18 protein-coding genes are annotated in these 16,443 nt (G+C 44.8%); 5 read left to right on the forward strand and 13 right to left on the reverse strand.

Annotated elements, in window-relative coordinates; all coding sequences use genetic code 11:
* Window positions 1-7 precede the first annotated feature (7 nt).
* The 3 genes from lapB to QMY49_RS03595 all read left to right on the forward strand — a co-directional run bounded on the left by lapB (window position 8) and on the right by QMY49_RS03595 (window position 4,239).
* Entirely contained in the window at window positions 8-1,183 is a 1,176-nt protein-coding gene (gene lapB, locus QMY49_RS03585; protein WP_005444858.1) for a lipopolysaccharide assembly protein LapB, read from the forward strand.
* An 83-nt stretch (window positions 1,184-1,266) separates the two neighbouring features.
* The gene (gene pyrF, locus QMY49_RS03590) at window positions 1,267-1,968 is read left to right on the forward strand and encodes an orotidine-5'-phosphate decarboxylase (protein WP_005444860.1); all 702 of its coding nucleotides are present in this window, start codon (window positions 1,267-1,269) and stop codon (window positions 1,966-1,968) included.
* 423 nt (window positions 1,969-2,391) lie between these two features.
* Window positions 2,392-4,239, forward strand: coding sequence for an extracellular solute-binding protein (locus tag QMY49_RS03595; RefSeq protein ID WP_005444862.1), 1,848 nt, complete (start codon window positions 2,392-2,394; stop codon window positions 4,237-4,239).
* 90 nt (window positions 4,240-4,329) lie between these two features.
* On the opposite strand, the gene QMY49_RS03600 is transcribed toward QMY49_RS03595, so the two are convergent.
* The 5 genes from QMY49_RS03600 to QMY49_RS03620 are packed head-to-tail and all read right to left on the reverse strand — an operon-like array spanning window position 4,330 to window position 8,091.
* Entirely contained in the window at window positions 4,330-6,390 is a 2,061-nt protein-coding gene (locus QMY49_RS03600) for a heavy metal translocating P-type ATPase (protein WP_050935838.1), read from the reverse strand.
* Window positions 6,387-6,707, reverse strand: coding sequence for a hypothetical protein (locus QMY49_RS03605; RefSeq protein ID WP_005444865.1), 321 nt, complete (start codon window positions 6,705-6,707; stop codon window positions 6,387-6,389). Before QMY49_RS03605 ends, QMY49_RS03600 begins: the two co-directional genes overlap by 4 nt.
* Window positions 6,697-7,002 carry a magnetosome protein MamC family protein gene (locus QMY49_RS03610; protein WP_005444866.1) on the reverse strand — a complete coding sequence of 102 codons (306 nt, stop codon included), beginning with the start codon at window positions 7,000-7,002 and terminating at the stop codon, window positions 6,697-6,699. Before QMY49_RS03610 ends, QMY49_RS03605 begins: the two co-directional genes overlap by 11 nt.
* Window positions 6,995-7,762, reverse strand: coding sequence for a YtxH domain-containing protein (locus QMY49_RS03615; protein ID WP_009698467.1), 768 nt, complete (start codon window positions 7,760-7,762; stop codon window positions 6,995-6,997). The genes QMY49_RS03610 and QMY49_RS03615 overlap by 8 nt, the downstream gene beginning before the upstream one ends.
* Window positions 7,759-8,091, reverse strand: a complete 333-nt coding sequence (locus QMY49_RS03620; protein ID WP_005444868.1) for an HMA2 domain-containing protein — start codon at window positions 8,089-8,091, stop codon at window positions 7,759-7,761. Before QMY49_RS03620 ends, QMY49_RS03615 begins: the two co-directional genes overlap by 4 nt.
* 140 nt (window positions 8,092-8,231) lie before the next feature.
* Between QMY49_RS03620 and QMY49_RS03625 the strand changes: the two genes are divergently transcribed.
* Window positions 8,232-8,594 carry an HMA2 domain-containing protein gene (locus QMY49_RS03625; RefSeq protein ID WP_230544365.1) on the forward strand — a complete coding sequence of 121 codons (363 nt, stop codon included), beginning with the start codon at window positions 8,232-8,234 and terminating at the stop codon, window positions 8,592-8,594.
* A gap of 87 nt (window positions 8,595-8,681) precedes the next feature.
* Here QMY49_RS03625 and QMY49_RS03630 read toward each other — a convergent pair whose 3' ends face one another.
* The 8 genes from QMY49_RS03630 to QMY49_RS03665 all read right to left on the reverse strand — a co-directional run bounded on the left by QMY49_RS03630 (window position 8,682) and on the right by QMY49_RS03665 (window position 15,829).
* Window positions 8,682-9,134 carry a hypothetical protein gene (locus QMY49_RS03630; RefSeq protein WP_256892725.1) on the reverse strand — a complete coding sequence of 151 codons (453 nt, stop codon included), beginning with the start codon at window positions 9,132-9,134 and terminating at the stop codon, window positions 8,682-8,684.
* Between the two features lie 107 nt (window positions 9,135-9,241).
* Window positions 9,242-9,481: a hypothetical protein gene (locus tag QMY49_RS03635; RefSeq protein ID WP_005444872.1), complete on the reverse strand. Its 240-nt coding sequence runs from the start codon at window positions 9,479-9,481 to the stop codon at window positions 9,242-9,244.
* 159 nt (window positions 9,482-9,640) lie between these two features.
* The gene (locus QMY49_RS03640; RefSeq protein ID WP_009698463.1) at window positions 9,641-10,123 is read right to left on the reverse strand and encodes an SRPBCC domain-containing protein; all 483 of its coding nucleotides are present in this window, start codon (window positions 10,121-10,123) and stop codon (window positions 9,641-9,643) included.
* Window positions 10,124-10,207: 84 nt separating this feature from the next.
* Window positions 10,208-10,987: a hypothetical protein gene (locus tag QMY49_RS03645; RefSeq protein WP_283312813.1), complete on the reverse strand. Its 780-nt coding sequence runs from the start codon at window positions 10,985-10,987 to the stop codon at window positions 10,208-10,210.
* 221 nt (window positions 10,988-11,208) lie between these two features.
* Window positions 11,209-11,778, reverse strand: coding sequence for a PqiC family protein (locus QMY49_RS03650; RefSeq protein WP_009698461.1), 570 nt, complete (start codon window positions 11,776-11,778; stop codon window positions 11,209-11,211).
* Complete coding sequence (gene pqiB, locus QMY49_RS03655) at window positions 11,778-13,424, reverse strand: intermembrane transport protein PqiB (protein WP_283312815.1); 1,647 nt, start codon at window positions 13,422-13,424, stop codon at window positions 11,778-11,780. Before pqiB ends, QMY49_RS03650 begins: the two co-directional genes overlap by 1 nt.
* Entirely contained in the window at window positions 13,417-14,748 is a 1,332-nt protein-coding gene (locus QMY49_RS03660) for a paraquat-inducible protein A (protein ID WP_005444882.1), read from the reverse strand. Before QMY49_RS03660 ends, pqiB begins: the two co-directional genes overlap by 8 nt.
* Before the next feature lie 175 nt (window positions 14,749-14,923).
* Window positions 14,924-15,829: a LysR family transcriptional regulator gene (locus QMY49_RS03665; protein WP_069219085.1), complete on the reverse strand. Its 906-nt coding sequence runs from the start codon at window positions 15,827-15,829 to the stop codon at window positions 14,924-14,926.
* Window positions 15,830-15,968: 139 nt separating this feature from the next.
* On the opposite strand from QMY49_RS03665, the gene QMY49_RS03670 reads away from it, so the two are divergent.
* The gene (locus tag QMY49_RS03670) at window positions 15,969-16,382 is read left to right on the forward strand and encodes a hypothetical protein (protein ID WP_283312819.1); all 414 of its coding nucleotides are present in this window, start codon (window positions 15,969-15,971) and stop codon (window positions 16,380-16,382) included.
* Window positions 16,383-16,443 lie beyond the last annotated feature (61 nt).

The following is a 16,443-nucleotide window of genomic DNA, read 5'->3' on the forward strand; positions in this document are numbered from 1 at the left end:
AACTTTAATGCTTGAACTACTCTTCTTGTTATTGCCGATAGCCGCCGCCTATGGTTGGTACATGGGGCATCGCAGCGCTCAGCAAGACAAGCAGAAGCAATCTCATCAGATATCCCGTCAGTACGTGACGGGTCTTAACCTGCTTTTATCTGATCAGTCAGATAAGGCGGTTGACCACTTTATTGAATTGCTCCAAGTTGATAACGAAACGATAGATACACACCTAGCGTTAGGTAATCTTTTCCGTTCTCGTGGTGAAGTCGACCGTGCAATTCGTATCCACCAAAACCTGATTTCCCGTTCTGGTCTGACTCTGGATCAGAAAAACCTTGCTCTCCAGCAACTGGCGAAAGACTACATGGCCTCCGGCTTTTTAGACCGTGCCGAGAAGATCTTTGAGCAGCTAGTTGATGAGCCAGACCATCGTGAAAGTGCCCTTCAACAGTTGGTGACTATTTACCAACAAACCCGTGAATGGGAAAAAGCGATTCACTACGCAAACCAGTTAGCGAAAATGGGCAAAAAACGCACTCGTATTCGCGCTAACATTGCGCACTTCTGGTGTGAGCTGGCGATGCTTGACCAAGCGGATGGCAATACCAATAAAGCCATTCAACATTTCAAGAAAGCACTTTCAGAAGATCCTAAATGTGTCCGTGCGAGTATTGCTCTTGGTCGCGTGTACTTGGAATCAGAAGACTACAAACACACCATCAAATACCTGACTGGCGTGCTTGAGCAAGATAAAGACTTTATCAGTGATGTACTGCCAACAATTGCCGAGTGTTATCACCACCTTGGTCAAGAAGATGAGCTGGTGGAATTTTTACGAGCATGTATCGATAAGAAAGCCGGTGTATCGTCTGAATTGATGTTGGCACAGCTAGTTGCGCACCATGAGAGTGTGGGAGCCGCACAAGAACTACTAACCAAACAACTATTGAAAAACCCAACCATGAAGGGCTTCTACCGCCTTATTGACTACCATATTGCAGAAGCAGAAGATGGTCGTGCAAAAGACAGCCTTTCTACACTACAAGCGATGGTTGGTGAGCAATTAAAAGTTAAACCGCACTACCGATGCAGGAAATGTGGTTTCTCCACTCATTCCCTTTACTGGCACTGTCCATCGTGTAAAGGGTGGGGGACGATCAAGCCAATCCGAGGATTGGACGGTGAATAATTTTAATGCAGCTGGCAGAGTTTCTGTCCGCTGCATTTTTTTGACCTTTATTTAATAAGAACCAAAAACAGTTAGGAGATGAAATGATCGACCAAAAAGTTATTGTCGCACTGGATTATGATAACCAAGCTGATGCGCTTGCGTTTGTAGACAGAATTGATCCTGCGTCATGTCGCCTTAAAGTAGGCAAAGAAATGTTTACGCTATTTGGTCCTGATTTCGTACGTGAGCTTCATAAACGCGGTTTCTCTGTATTCCTAGATCTGAAGTTTCACGATATCCCGAATACGTGTTCAAAAGCGGTTCGCGCAGCAGCTGAACTGGGCGTATGGATGGTGAACGTACACGCAAGTGGTGGCGAGCGCATGATGACAGCATCGCGTGAAATTCTTGAACCTTACGGTAAAGACCGCCCGCTACTTATTGGTGTGACAGTGTTAACAAGCATGGAGCAGAGCGATCTTGCTGGTATCGGTCTGAACGTCGCTCCTCAAGAGCAGGTTATTCGCCTAGCAACTCTGACAAAGAACGCTGGTCTTGATGGCGTAGTGTGCTCTGCGCAAGAGTCATCTCTACTTAAAAATGAACTTGGAAAAGAATTTAAGCTAATCACTCCAGGTATCCGCCCAGCAGGCTCTGAGCAAGGTGATCAACGCCGCATCATGACGCCAGTAGATGCAATCCAAGCGGGGTCTGACTACCTTGTAATTGGTCGTCCGATTACTCAGGCTGTGGATCCTGCATCGGTCCTTAAGTCAATCAACGATAGCTTAGCAAATATGTAATGTTGATTTGAACCGAACGAAAAAGGTGAAGTGGGAACGCTTCGCCTTTTTTGTTTTTGCTGCACTGAAAAAATAGAGGTAGCTGTAATTGATATCGTTTTGCCTTGACTGTATGGCTAATGGCACTGCTAGGTTCACACTTTGCTAACATAAACCGCTGTGATACTCGGAAAGTGCAACCATGTGTTATGGATGGGTTGCGTTACAAATGTGTAACGAATACTATGGAGTGGATGCATTCACTGCGTTGTAAGGTCAGGATGACCTAGTGAAACTCTCTGATATTTATACGGAAGTGAACAGGACTTCACTTTGTATTCGCTCCCATTATTTCCTTTACTGTGTATTAAACACAGTCGCTTCGAGATTCACTTGTTGTCGTTCTTCTGGTCTTACTGCGCAAACACGACAAGGAAGAAAACAATGATAAAAACTCTGCCATTCTCGGCATTGGCAATGTTAGTGGCGAGCAGCTTTCAGTTAAATGCTGCGGAGCTACCTGCTGACATCGAATGGATTTCGAATAATAACGAGCCTCTTTTCGCTTCTGATGAAGCTGTACGAGGCGGCACTCTGCGCACATATATGATGAGCTTTCCACAGACTCTTCGTAGCGTTGGTCCTGATGCTAACTCAGGTCTACGTCACTACTTTATGGATGGCGCACCTAAATTGGCACAGCGCCATCCAAACACCGGTAAATGGATCCCACAATTAGCCAAAGAGTGGGCGTTCGGTGAAGATAATAAAACAGTTTACTTTAAGCTGGATGAAACCGCTAAATGGTCAGATGGTGAGAAGATCACCGCAGACGACTACGTATTTATGATGAAGTATTACACTTCAGAAGACATCATCGATCCTTGGTACAACGACTTCTTTAAAAACAGTATTGTGAGCGTAGAGAAGATTGATGAATACACAATTCGTGTTAATCTTTCTGTTGCGCAAAGCCACGACTCTCTCATGGTTTTGATCAATATGCCAAGTAACGGCTTCCAACCTCGTCCAGAACACTTCTTTGAGGGTGAAAAGGACGAAAACAAAGACGGTATGCCAGATAACTTCGTCCGCAAGTTCAACTTCAAGGCAGAACCGACCGCCGCCCCTTACTACCTTGATAAGATCAAAAAGGGTAAGAGTGTTACCTTTAAGCACGTTGGTGAAGATTGGTGGGGCTATAACAACCGTTATTACAAAAACCGTTACAACGTAGACAAAGTACGTATCACTGTAATTCGTGACCAAGACATCGCGATGAAGCACTTCGAAAAAGGCAAGCTTGATTACTTTGATATGGTGCTACCTAACCTTTGGCACGACAAAACAAACAGCGATGGCTACACCAAGGGTTATATCCAAAAGTATTGGGGCTTCAACCAATCACCTCAAGGTGCAGGTGGTCTGTGGATGAACACAGCAATGCCGATGCTAGGCAATATAGAAGTACGTAAAGGCATCATGGCTGCAACAGACTACGATGGCATGATTGAAAACATCATGCGTGGTGACTATTCACGTAAGCCACACGGTTTAGGCTTTGGTCATGGTGAGTATGATGATCCAAACAATACACCACCAAAATTTGATCCAGCAGAAGCGGTTAAGCATTTCGAGAAAGCGGGTTTCGATAAAATAGGGGCGGATGGTATTCGTGTTAATGACAAAGGCGAGCGCCTAAGTTTTGCGATTACTTACGGTTACAATTCTCATACTCCTAGAATTGCTTATCTAAAAGAACAAGCGAAATTAGCGGGTCTTGAGTTTACCCTTAACCTTGTTGATGGCTCCTCTGCGTTTAAATACATCCTAGAGAAAAAGCACCAACTGGCATTCCTAAATATGGGCTCAGGTGAAATCCCAGCATATTGGGAATACTTCCACTCAGCGAATGCGAACAAGCCGCAAACGAATGCACATACGAACTACAGTAGCCCTGAGCTAGATAAGTTAATTGAAGCGTATGACAACGAGTTTGAACAACAAAAGCGTTATGACTTGTCACGTCAGATCCAGAAGTATGTTGGTGATGCAAACGTGATCGTCCCAGGTTACATGGTACCTTATACTCGTGTTGCACATTGGCGCTGGCTGATTACACCAAAGGATGCAATGACCAAATCCACCGAGAGCATGTTCCATCCAATGGATATTGGTAACTTCTGGATTGATAAGTCTGTGAAGAAAGAAACAGAGAAAGCGATGAAGAGTGGCAAAGTGTTCCCAGAAGTGACAGTCATTGATGATCGTTACAAGCTTTCATCAAACTAATGCTCTCCCTTAGATAATAAAAAGCCCCGATACTCGATTGAGTCGGGGCTTTTCTCATCGCTTTCAGGAGTCTTTTCTTAAAGCGTGCATTTATCCATGTCTAAGTGCTGCAGAGCGTCCAAGGATGGACAATGTTGTGCCGTTATGGAGTAGAGCACTCATCGTTGGGTTGAGCCAACCTAACGCAGCTGCAAGCATGATTCCGCTATTCACGTATTCTGCGATCTTGATGTTAGAGTTGATCACATGCATGGCGATATTGGCAAGCTCACGCGCTTCTGCCAGTCCGTATAGCTGATCACGAAGAAGCACGACATCGGCAACTTGGCGGGCAAGTTCAGTACCTCGACCCATTGCGACACCGACATCAGCTGCGGTTAAAGCCGGCGCATCATTTACGCCGTCACCAACAAACATAACAGTGCGTCCTTCAGCTTGAAGCGCTTCAACGATAGTTGATTTCTCTGAAGGGACTGCTTCAGCGAAGACTCGATCTAGTTTCAGTTCATCAGCAAGAATGCTGGCTTTGAATTGGCTGTCACCAGTAATCATGATCAGCTCTTTGACACCAAACTGGTGCAGTGCATTTAGCGTGTCTAATGCATCTTCACGCAAGTGATCGCGTAAGCCAATCATGCCGATCAACACATTTTGATGCGAGATGAAGATAAGGTGACGACCTTGCGCTTCATACTTTTTGATCACATCTTCAAATGGTGTGAAGTCAACACTCTCATGCACTTCTAAGAAGTGGCGACTGCCCATTATCAACTCATGATCATTCATGGTGCTCTTGAGACCATGGGCAATCACGTATTCCACTTCACCGTGCTCGATGTGTGGTAGTTGATTGTGTTTTGCCGCGTTTACCACAGCCTGAGAAAGTGGGTGGTTGCTGTGTTCTTCGACAGACGCTGCAATAGCGAGTAAATCACGAGCCGTGTTGGAATCGCATAATGGAATCACATCCGTTACCTGCATATCACCATGAGTGAGCGTGCCCGTTTTATCAAACACACAGGTGTCTATTTTTACCAATTTTTCAATTGCGCTGCCGCCTTTGAACAAGATCCCTTGTTGTGCCGCACGGTACATGATGGATTTGAAGGTTACTGGCGTACTGAGTTTTAGCGCACAGGAGTAATCTACAAGGAATACAGACGCGACGCGGTTAATATCCTGAGTTAGCGCAAAGACTGCGGCTCCGATACCCAAGGTAATTTTCACGCGGCGGTTTGCCATGTCTTGTGTAACCTGCTGAATTTCGCTCTTTTCACTCAGCGAGTCATAAATCAGTTTGGCAATTTTTGCGGTGGTCGCTTCGCTACCGACCTTGTCGACGCGAACTTGAATTGTACCTTCGTGCACGCTAGTTCCAGAGTACACGACAGCACTTTCCTCACGACGAACTGGTACATTTTCACCAGTCAAAGAGGATTGGTTAATCAGTGCTGCCCCTTTGATGATAGTGCCATCAACAGGAATAGACACACCAGGAGCCAGCTCAATGACATCACCAACGTCAAGCTCCGTTGAGTTCACTTGTGTGCGTTGTGTTCCGTCTACGCGCCAAACAATCGATTCCTGAGGACGCATCAAATCAGCCAGTAGTTGATCACTGTTGCGACTGGTCTTTTGCTCCATGTATTCGCCAAGACTGATTAAGCTTTGCGTCATCATCGCAGTACGGTAATCACCGCGCCAAGCCGATAAACCAACAGCAATTGCATCTAAGACTTCAACAGAAATGTTCTTGTCTTTGAGATCGCTGACCCCTTCAAATAAGGTTGGAGCAATCAATGTTGCGGTTGATAGTGCTCCCCATTTGTTGGGCAGTAAAGCCGCCGCGATAGTGCCAATCACGTTCATGGCAATGTCGCCACGCGTAAACTTGTGTTCTGCTTCTTCTTGAGTGGCTTCTGCTAAATCAAGTTGGCTTAGACGTTCTTCAACCGTTTTTGCTTGTAGCAGTTGTGTGTCATATTCGACAACAACAGATTGAGCAGACTCATTGACCCGCACAGCACTGATGCCTTGGATTGCCATTAAACTGGTTTCAATCCAAGTGCCGACATCTTTGTGATGCCTTAATGCTGATGCTTTAAAGCGGATCCGACCGGGAAAGTGATGCTTTACCTGAATCGAGATCATTCTTCGCCTTTGTATAGGTTACGGTAGTATTCCAGCTCTGCTTGTGTGTCTTCTAAGCGTTCTTTAAGCTCTTCTACTTCACCACGGACTGCGGACCAAGCTTTCTCACCAGTAGTCGTAACACCTTGCTGAAACTTTTTGTTTGTCAATAGGTAAGCAACTGCTGCCCCGGCTGCCATACCCATCATAAAATGCGTTTTTGTGTTTTGCTTTTTATATGGTTGCTCTGCAGCCTGCTGTTGTGGATCCACTGCTTGGTTTTGTTGCTGTGGGTAGCCGTAGTAAGGGTAACCGTAGTATGGGTTGTTATTGTTCATCTTTAGATTCCGAAACTTGATCCATTAAGTAAAGACCCGCTGCACCTACGCTGAGAATTGTCAGCATAGAGAGTGCAGGGCGACCGGCCATTTTTTCTGCCACATACGTTGTCGCACCAGCGATTGCTGCAGTCTTAAGTGCAGATTTTGCGGCGCTGGTAGCCATTTCATTAGTGTCGATATTGCCCGCTTTATGCTCTTTCCACTGGCTGGCAATCGTCGCGCTGCCACCTGCGATAGCACCGACTAACATGGCACGATTGGCAGAACTGAGTTTATTGGCTGAATTACTCATGTTCTTTGATAACTGGTTGACCGTTTTCACCTTCGTTTTCTTCACTAGGTGCTTTTTCGGCAACTTCTTTGATTGCAGGTTCTGCTTTGTGACGCTCTACAGATTCTTGGAAGCCTTGTTTACCCGCAGCATAAGTCTCTTTAAAGATTTCACTTCCTGTCGACACGTTCTCTTTCACTGCACTTGCAGTGTTTACGGCGCCTTCTTTTACGCTTGAACCACCAGATTTCAGCATGTCGCCAGCACCTGATACCAAGCCCATTAGTTTGCCGCGCACATTTTCATTGCTTAATAGAAGTGCTGCTGCAGCGCCTACCATAGCGCCTTTCCAAAACTCTTTATCGTTCATACCGAAAGTTCCTAATATCTCTTTAAACATGCCTGCTTCTTCACCGAGAGCGCCTTCTAGCATCGCCTGAGCTTGCTCGAATAATGGATCGCTTTCTGGTGTTTCAGAGGTTTGAGGTGGTTGTTGAGGTTGCTGTGGGTGTTGCATCATCCCCGCATGCGGCCAGTGTGGGGGCGGTGGCATCATTCCCGGATGGAATTGTGCGCCCATGCCCGGCGGCATTTGGTGAGGATGACAAAATGCAGGATGTGGGAAATGCGGCATCATACCCATTTGATGAGGCATCATCATTGGTGGCATTTCACCGTTTTGCATGCTTGCCATGTAAGCATTCGCCATTTCCTTTTGCATTTCCATCATGGCCTTGAAGTAGGCTTCGTATGGATTTGCGTTGTTCAATGAGTCACTCATGAACGTTCTCCATCTAAGTCTAGTTGCTCAGCTATCGCGTAGCATGCTCGTTCAGCAACCTCTTTTGACTCCGAAAACAACGCGTCAATTGCTTTGGGGTTGACTGTTGTTGGGTCGTATTCAATGACGATACTGCCCGTCGCATTATTCAACTTATAGTTTTTGAATGCCGGAATTGAAGAAATGGCTTTCTCGATGTCGTCACTTCGGAAACTGGCAAGATGCGCTACGATGCCGAGCTTGTATTTGAGTCTTACTCTTCCCGGGATATGGTGGCCAATCGATACCCACTTTCTTAGTTTTAAGGCCTGGTCGACGTACTGTTTCATAAAAAAATTATACGGTAAGCGAGGTCAGATTCATTGAGAAAAAGGATCATGTGACGAACTAATTACAAATGCTTTGCGCTTAATCAATTTCAATGCTACTGTTGAAAACAGTAATGGTTATCATTTGGATTGGCGCTAGCATGAATACTTACATTCACAAGACAAATCATAGGCTTAGGGTTCGTTCTGACTATATTAAAGATCACCCCAAAGAGGTCGAAGAATTGATTTGTCAGTTGGAAGAGATTGATGCTGTACGTGAAGTAAAGCATAAGAAATATGCAGGATCTGTAGCGATCAGCTTCGATAGTCGTGAGCTAGATTGTGACAGTTTGATGGAAATTCTAGAAAGTCATCATTGGACGCAAAGCAGCGAAAAGCCTTCTTTTGTTGAGAAAGCAATGGTGAGCGGAACAAAGAGTCTAGTGAAAGGATTAACGGGGGTCGCATTGACTCGTATCGTTGGTCCATCAGTCAGCCGAGTTATCATGAATTTGGCATAAGCGGTTGAGAAAAAGAACATTAAAAAGCCCGGCATCAAGTCGGGCTTTTTTGATCAAGTACGTTTGGCTATCGCTTTACTTGTGACGTTAAGCACTAAGCTTAAACTTCTTCGCTGCGCACTTACAAATGCCATTCGAGAGAGCTGGGCAACGCTTGCAAGGTGGTGATTTCAAGGGCAAATGACCGACTGATTTAACTGAAAATGCAGGTGTTGAATCGTTCGCTGACTGTTTTGATAACGGTACTGAGGGTTTTTTAGGCGCAGTGGTGAAATCAACGACACCGCCAGCATCGTTAAACCAAGATAATAGTGGATTGAGAGGAGCGGCGAGCTCATACGCTGCACTCATTACAGCTTGGTTTGCGACGCCTTTCAGCTCATTAACGAGTTCACTTTGTGAAGAGAAAGTGTGAGATTTTGATGTGGCAGGGCTGCCTAATGCGTTGTTCTTTAAAGCACTAAGCTGTTTATGTGAAGAAGAAGCCATTTTTTTTACGGTTTTCTTCTTCAATTTTTTTAGCGCTTTCTTCGCGTTCATTGCAAAACCTCATACGATAACTGCCGATAATTTAACAGTAATGCGATTAAAAATAAATCTCATTTAAGGTTTGCAAGCGCAATTTTTTACTTTAGCTGGCTTGGTTTCTAAGCAACTAAGTAAGAAGCTTCTAGTAGGTAAGTTTTAGCATCGCCCAACAAAGCAAATTCTTTGTCGATAGCTTTAAAACGTTCATCAATAGAGTCCGTTGCCACAATTTGGCTAAAGGCTTGTACCGAGAAAGTTTCGTTAGACTTAAAGAATTGATGCACATTTTCCAATTGGACTTTATGTATGTGCTCCACCTTGCTTAATGCGGTGGTTAGATCTGAAATGTTAATCGACATTGCTGCTCAAGCGCCTTATCTATTGACCATTAGGTCATAGGATTGGGGATTTGTAGTTTTCGCTAAGGGTATCCTAAGCGACGTGCTTCAAACATGATTGAGATCAGGCTGAGCGCATTTATTGAGCATATTAAGTAGCAAGTAGAGTGTATATTTTCATTATTTCTCGCAATTGCCGTGAGATTGGCGGCACAACTCTTCTAACCATTTTAGGTGGTACTTTCTTAGCTGTTTTGGTGCAAAGTATTTTGTAAGCCAGGTCATTCCACCGCGTTGGGTACTTTCCGTTGTAATACAGCAACCTGTTTTTGTCGGCTCTAAAACCCAAGCGTGGTACATATCAACACCTCCTTTTTTGCCTTTCCATGCCAAGCGTTGATTCAAGGTGTATTCGACTACTGTGCAGTGAAAATCAACCCAAGATGTTTTCCAACGAAACATGGTGTTTTTGCATAACGTGCTATCGCCACTTAAGATCTGAACCATGGTTTTAGAGTGACGCCATGCCGGCCACTCAGGAGCACGAACTAGATGTTGCCAAACAACTTCTGGTGGTTCAGGGATCTCGATTTGGCTGCGTACGTGTATATGAGAATGTTTAGGGTGGTAATAATCTGGCCAGATAACTTCCGATTTATTCATCATTAAGCTTTGCCTAAGTGAGAAGGTTATTACTAGCTTAGAAGATCCTGCGTTAGCGTGCTGCAGCACCTTATGTTGAGGGGACTAAAAATATAGTCCAAGACCAATAAGAAAACCATGAGAGGCAGTATCGTATTCGAAGGTTCCTTTATTGACATAGTCCACCCAAGTCGATTTGTAAGCCAGGTTAATGTCCGACCAATCGTTCATGTGATAACGCAAGCCTATTTGTGTCGCATAAGTAAAGTTCGTATCTGCTCCAAGACCAGCGTCTAAGCTTGCATGAAAACGCCAGTCTTTAGTGAGATTGTTTAACCAACGCACGCCCACTAAGAAATCAACCCAGTCCTCTTTGATGTTTAATCTGTCTACGAGAATGCGGTTATCGTTACGGTAGACTTTACCTTTGATGTCGTTATCCCACCAACGTAAGCCAAACATGTAATCAATCATGCCAAATGAATGGATTTCTCGTTGGAACACTTTTGCTTCAAGTACGCCTTGTCTGACGTCCAGATCTGCACGATAAGTAACATTAGGTAAAATGCCAGATAGATTATTCGCACTGCCATTTAGATCCATAAAGCTGTAATCGAGGTAATAACCCCATTTATTTTTGTACACTCCTTCAAGCCTTGCCATCGCACCAATATCAAGATGATCCATGATGAACTTAGGATCTACGTCAAGGTCAGTTGAGAAATTCCCCATTGTGGAATCGCCATTAATATTCAGAGCCTGCATGTAGATTTCAACACTATGCTGCCAATGGCATGGTGACGAGTATGTATCGCCTGCCATTGCAAAAGGTGTTATCAGATAAGAAGAGAGCAGAGAAAGAACCGGCAGGATTTTCTTAACCATATCAACGTCCATATTTTAATTAAATGAGTTGCATAAAGATTAGCGTAGGGCATGGAGTGTGGTAATTCAAAAACGACGACTAACGGAAACGCTTTATTTCACTCACAGTATCGCTAGATATGGCTTAATAGTGTTTTCTCTGGATGATGTTGAGAGAAGAGGGCGATTAGAGATTTGAGGAAGAAAACGCCCACTCCTCAATTGGAGTGGGCGAGAGAGTTTTATAGTTGAGCAGCGATTTGATCAGTAAGGTTATTCAACCCAGCGGAAAGCGCGTCAACAAGCGCATCATAACCTTCGTCTTGTAAAGGCAGTTTGATTGTTACAGGTGCACTGTTTTTCACTTTGCCATTCGCATCAATGATAAGCCATTCTCCTTCAATTTCTGCGTTTCCTTCATAGCTACCATTAAACTTACTCAGCGATAACTGAAGTTTACTTTGGTCACTTTGGTCGAGTAAGTTGTTCACTTCTACCGGCCAGTATTGGCTTTGCTTAGCACGTAGATCATCAATCATGCGTTGAGTAATTTGCTCAGAGATACTGTGCGCCCACTGGTTGTGTTTTGCTTGAATGATTTGAGTCTCAGATGTTCGGTACACAATGCCACTGTCAGCAAGATAGCTTGCTAGTTGAGCTGGACGAACAACAAGCTGTGGACGTTGTGCAATCATGGTGTCGCTGATTTTCGCTGAGCTTGCTTCAGGCAACACATACAATGCCCCGGTGTTTTCTGGTGCACTGCTACAACCTGCCAATAGGGCAGAAATCAATAAAAGTCCGCGTTTCATTATTTTTGCCCTCTAACAGGAATTGGATCATTCACTTCATCTTCACCAAAGACCAATGAGTTTGGTTTTTCATTTAGTTGCTTAAGAACGGGCTTGAACTCCGTCATTACCTGCTCCAACTCTTTCAATGTGGACTCCATCTCACTATACATAGTGGAATTCGGACCATAACCATCCAAGGTTTTCTGCAACTGTTCTAAGCTCTTGCGAATGTCTTGTGGAATGGCTTTGGTATCGTCTTGGTTAAGCAATTTGTCGACACTGTTTGCAACGCGCTCAGCAGAAGCGAGAGTGCGCTCTGATGTTTTCAGGGTTTTATTTAATGATTGAAGCGTCTCTTCCATCGGTAAGCTATTAATTTTGGTCAGGAAGTCATTTACTTGGCGTTGTACTTGAGCGAACCCACCTTGTTTGGTCGGGAATACGTCTAAGCCTTCAAACTCGCTTGGGACGTATGGGTCTTCATCAGGATAAAAATCGGTATCAATGTACAATGCGCCAGTCAGCAGGTTGCCGGTTTTTAGTGTTCCACGAAGCCCTTTAGCAAACTCTTCTTTCAGTTTCTGTTTGAAAAGAGGTAGCTTGTCGGCAGGCAAGTCGTTGTACACGCGTCCAAGTTCAATACGAACTAAGACAGGAATTTTTTTCGCAGAGAAATCTTCGTCTGGCGTTGGCATACGCATTGGCACTTTCATTACAGTACCGATACGTAGACCGCGATATTCCACGGGTGCTTTACGTTTAAGACCACGTACTGATTCTTCAAACATCATGACAAACTGGATGTAGTCGTCGTACATGCCTTCACGCACTTGCTTAACGTCATCGAATAAACGGAAGTGCGTCATATCCTCTTTGACTTCATCTCCCGCTCCTAAGCCAGGTAGGGTATCAAAGACAACCCCTCCAGTGATTAAGCTTTCAAGAGAGCCAAACTTCACCTCAAAACCTTCGGCGTTCAGTTGTAAGTCAACACCTGAACTTAGCCAAAAATGAGTCTTAGTGCGCACAAGGCTGTCGTATGGTTTGAAGATAAACAGTTGGTACAGTGCTCGGCGAGTATCCACGTCAAAGCTAGTGGTTTCTACACGCCCAACGGTGAAGCCTTTGTAAATCACCGGATCGCCAACGCCGAGTTTGCCTGCTTCGCGGTGGGTCAAGACAATGCGTAGACCCTCTGCATCAGGGGAGGCAACGGGTGGAACGTCAAGTACGTTAAAGTGTTCCTTTTCAACTTTGGAGTTGCCTGGTTGCAGTTGGATATAGGCACCGGAAAGTAGCGTTTCTAAACCAGAAACTCCCTCCCGACCAATACGCGGTTTGACGACCCAAAACATCGAATCCTCACGCAGCATACGATCGGCATCTTTGTTCATTTGTGCCGTGGCAATAATGTGGTCGTAATCTTTGCTGAGCTTAACATCTGTGATCACTCCCACTTTTACATTGAGTGCCTTGATTTCGGTCTTGCCGACTTCAATGCCTTCTGCTGTTGGTAGCTTCAGAGTGATCTCGGGACCAGTACTGTTGATGTATTGAAACAACATCCACGCTCCCATCGCCAGTGCAAGGATCGGGATGATCCAAATTGCGGAGACCTGCTTTTGCGGTTTTATTTGAGCGGTTGCTTTGTTCTCATCACTCATATTTAGCTTTCTCAGTTAAGTTATTCGTCATTGGCTTCTGCGCTTCGTTTTGTGGTAATTGCCATAACAAACGCGAGTCAAAAATCATGGCAGAGAGCATGGTGAAAATGACCACTGCCGCAAATGAAAGGGCAGCAGGACCAGGGTAGATCGCCATTAGGTTTTGCAGTTGTACTAACGCAACCAAAATCGCGACCACAAAAATATCAATCATTGACCAGCGCCCAATAAACTCGGTCATTCGGTACACTTTTAAACGCGAGATACTTTCCTCTGGTGGCAAGTATTGAGCTTTCTGCGCGTTGTAATAAAGCCATGCTAAGGCGAGCATTTTTGCCATAGGAATGAAGACACTAGCAAAGAAAATAACGGCAGCGATTGGGTAGGAGCCTAGTTGCCACAGCAGCACCACACCCTCCATGATAGTTGAACCTTCGGAATGACCAAGGCTAACGGTATACATCATTGGATAAAGGTTGGCTGGAATGTAAAAGATGATAGAGGCAAACAACAGTGCCCATGCTTTCTGTAAGTTATTCGCAGGATTGTATTTATGAACTGGGCTATGGCAACGAAGGCACTTTTGATGTTTAGTATCTTCGATAGGGTTAAGCTGATGGCACGTGTGGCAACCAATGTGATTATTGTCATGGTGCGTATCACCTTCTTTCACATTTGGTAGTTCGATAGATGGGATGAAATGCCCCCATAGCCAGCTCTTATCTACCATAGAAATACACTTCACCACCAAAACTGTGTATACACAGAATGCCCAGAATGAACTGCCCATGCCTATCTCAGCCAGCGAAGCAATCTTAATTAGGCTCACTAATACGCCAATTAAAAAGACATCGACCATCAACCAAGGTTCGACTCTAAACAGAATTCGACACAGAGTCTTCGCCATGCGAATTTGTTTTTTACTCAATGGATGCTTGAGCGACTTCAAGGCTTCAAGATGAAGGAAAAGAATCAAACCGACGTAGATAGCGGGAAGGATGACAACGGTCGCAAGTAATAAAGCGCCAAGGAGCGCATTATGAAATTCCGCTAGCATCTTCGCTGCGTGCATTAGAGTGATTTCTTGAGATAAACCTTGAACGCTGAACGACATGAATGGGAAAGAGACACTCAAAACTAGCATGATCAAACAAGCGACCGAGACAGCAAGAACGCTTTGATACGGTTTCGCGTTGATTTTAGTTAGCGAATGCTCACAGCGAGGACACTGTGCTTTTTGACCTTGTTCGATATCAGGAATACGAACGACCAAGCCGCACTCTTCGCAGGAGATCAATTGACGTGAATTAGGTTGGGTGCTCATTCATTAATTATTTCGTACTTTTAATAACTAAGAATAACCCTTTTTCACGTTATGCGCTTGTTTTTGCGGGATTGTTTACACGTTTCTTACCTGTTTAATGCAAAACCAGCCTTAGAGACTGGTTGTTGCGTTATCCAGAGAGGGTGAGGAGCGACGAGACGCTCTAATGTTCGTTTTAAGCTTTCGCGTCTTGTTCAAACTTGGCTTTGATGAAATCAATGAAGGTTCGCAGACGTTTAGGCTGGTAGCGGTCACGATGGAAAATCGCTGACAGAGGTACCGATGGTATTTCCCATTCTGGCATCACTTTGACCAACTTGCCTTGCTCTACTTCTTTGTCACAGTAACTTAAGGGTACGCGAATAATGCCGTTACCGTAGAGTGCGCCCATCACAAGAGCGCGACCATTCTTACAACGTAAGTTACCTTTCACTATCACGTCACTGTGTTCAGTTGGTGTAGCAACGTTACGGTAGCTCCAACGCGTAACTGAGCCTGTGAGAGTACGGTGTTTCGCCAGCTCTTTGGGGGCGACTGGTTCGCCATGTATTTTAAGGTAACGTGGGCTCGCGAGTGTGACCATGTCGATCATCATCAACTTACGCGCAACGAATCCCGCGTCTTCCAGTTCCCCCATACGAATCGCAACGTCGAACTGGTCTTCGATCAAATCAATTCGAGGTGAAGAGAAGTCCAAATCCACAAATACATCTGGGTATTCCGACATGAATTCATTGACGTATTTAGCGACGATGTCTTCGCCGATATAACCGCCGACGCAGTTCACTCGGATCAACCCTCGAACTTCTTGAGTATCGTCGACAGCGGCAATTAATGCTTGGTCGATATCATGCAGTGCTTTTTCGCATTCTTGGTAAAAACGTTCACCGGCATGAGTCAAACGTAATGTTCGCGTAGTTCGAGTGAGTAGAGTCACGCCCATTTGCGCTTCGAGCCCACTGATTTGGCGAGACACATGGGAACGCGATACTGAAAGGGCTTCTGCCGCTTTGGTGAAGTTGCCCAGTTGAGCAATCAAAACAAAGGAGCGAATATCAGCAAGATTAACTTTATTGAGCATGTTGAATTATTTACGGAAATGGTAGTCATAAGACTATCATAATTAGCTACCAATGAGAGCGGCGCAGAAAATTCATACCACTTGAGGTTTATATAAACTTGCGTATGATTCCCGCCAACGATTGACAATCAAAACGAATATGCTTGCATCCACTTCACAATCTGCTACATCCCAACATCAAGGGAAATGGCTCCTAGCTTTGATTGGCTGGGTGATTGTGGTGTGCCTGTTGAAAAACTCCGGCTTGATGTTCAGTTGCGCCATGCAATATGACTCGAACACGACCTCGGTGTTGCTTGATGGGGGGCGAGTTAATGATGTCACAAAGATTGAGAGAGCCGACAGTGGGCACGATACGGGGAAATGTGAGTTATCTGAAAAACTGATTCAATTTGCTCAACAGCAACTGGAAACCATGGTTGTTGTACTGTTTATTGGTCTCTTCGTATTAGCCATGTGGCGCTGCTGCGCATTTGCTAACCAAAGGCAATGGACAGAACCGATAATCCATAAGTATCGGGTCCATCTCACCCTATGTGTATTCCGTGAATAACAAGTGATTTCTGACGAGTATTTTTCCGTCAGTATTTTCTACACTTGTTTTTAACTAGGAA

The organism is Vibrio harveyi (genome assembly GCF_030060435.1).
Taxonomy (GTDB): domain Bacteria; phylum Pseudomonadota; class Gammaproteobacteria; order Enterobacterales; family Vibrionaceae; genus Vibrio; species Vibrio harveyi.

Bases quoted from the DNA above. Each gene is read 5' to 3' on its own strand.
- lapB (WP_005444858.1), top strand. From the start codon at position 8: ATGCTTGAACTACTCTTCTTGTTATTGCCGATAGCCGCCGCCTATGGT.
- pyrF (WP_005444860.1), top strand. From the start codon at position 1,267: ATGATCGACCAAAAAGTTATTGTCGCACTGGATTATGATAACCAAGCT.
- QMY49_RS03595 (WP_005444862.1), top strand. From the start codon at position 2,392: ATGATAAAAACTCTGCCATTCTCGGCATTGGCAATGTTAGTGGCGAGC.
- QMY49_RS03600 (WP_050935838.1), bottom strand. From the start codon at position 6,390: ATGATCTCGATTCAGGTAAAGCATCACTTTCCCGGTCGGATCCGCTTT.
- QMY49_RS03605 (WP_005444865.1), bottom strand. From the start codon at position 6,707: ATGAACAATAACAACCCATACTACGGTTACCCTTACTACGGCTACCCA.
- QMY49_RS03610 (WP_005444866.1), bottom strand. From the start codon at position 7,002: ATGAGTAATTCAGCCAATAAACTCAGTTCTGCCAATCGTGCCATGTTA.
- QMY49_RS03615 (WP_009698467.1), bottom strand. From the start codon at position 7,762: ATGAGTGACTCATTGAACAACGCAAATCCATACGAAGCCTACTTCAAG.
- QMY49_RS03620 (WP_005444868.1), bottom strand. From the start codon at position 8,091: ATGAAACAGTACGTCGACCAGGCCTTAAAACTAAGAAAGTGGGTATCG.
- QMY49_RS03625 (WP_230544365.1), top strand. From the start codon at position 8,232: ATGAATACTTACATTCACAAGACAAATCATAGGCTTAGGGTTCGTTCT.
- QMY49_RS03630 (WP_256892725.1), bottom strand. From the start codon at position 9,134: ATGAACGCGAAGAAAGCGCTAAAAAAATTGAAGAAGAAAACCGTAAAA.
- QMY49_RS03635 (WP_005444872.1), bottom strand. From the start codon at position 9,481: ATGTCGATTAACATTTCAGATCTAACCACCGCATTAAGCAAGGTGGAG.
- QMY49_RS03640 (WP_009698463.1), bottom strand. From the start codon at position 10,123: ATGAATAAATCGGAAGTTATCTGGCCAGATTATTACCACCCTAAACAT.
- QMY49_RS03645 (WP_283312813.1), bottom strand. From the start codon at position 10,987: ATGGTTAAGAAAATCCTGCCGGTTCTTTCTCTGCTCTCTTCTTATCTG.
- QMY49_RS03650 (WP_009698461.1), bottom strand. From the start codon at position 11,778: ATGAAACGCGGACTTTTATTGATTTCTGCCCTATTGGCAGGTTGTAGC.
- pqiB (WP_283312815.1), bottom strand. From the start codon at position 13,424: ATGAGTGATGAGAACAAAGCAACCGCTCAAATAAAACCGCAAAAGCAG.
- QMY49_RS03660 (WP_005444882.1), bottom strand. From the start codon at position 14,748: ATGAGCACCCAACCTAATTCACGTCAATTGATCTCCTGCGAAGAGTGC.
- QMY49_RS03665 (WP_069219085.1), bottom strand. From the start codon at position 15,829: ATGCTCAATAAAGTTAATCTTGCTGATATTCGCTCCTTTGTTTTGATT.
- QMY49_RS03670 (WP_283312819.1), top strand. From the start codon at position 15,969: ATGCTTGCATCCACTTCACAATCTGCTACATCCCAACATCAAGGGAAA.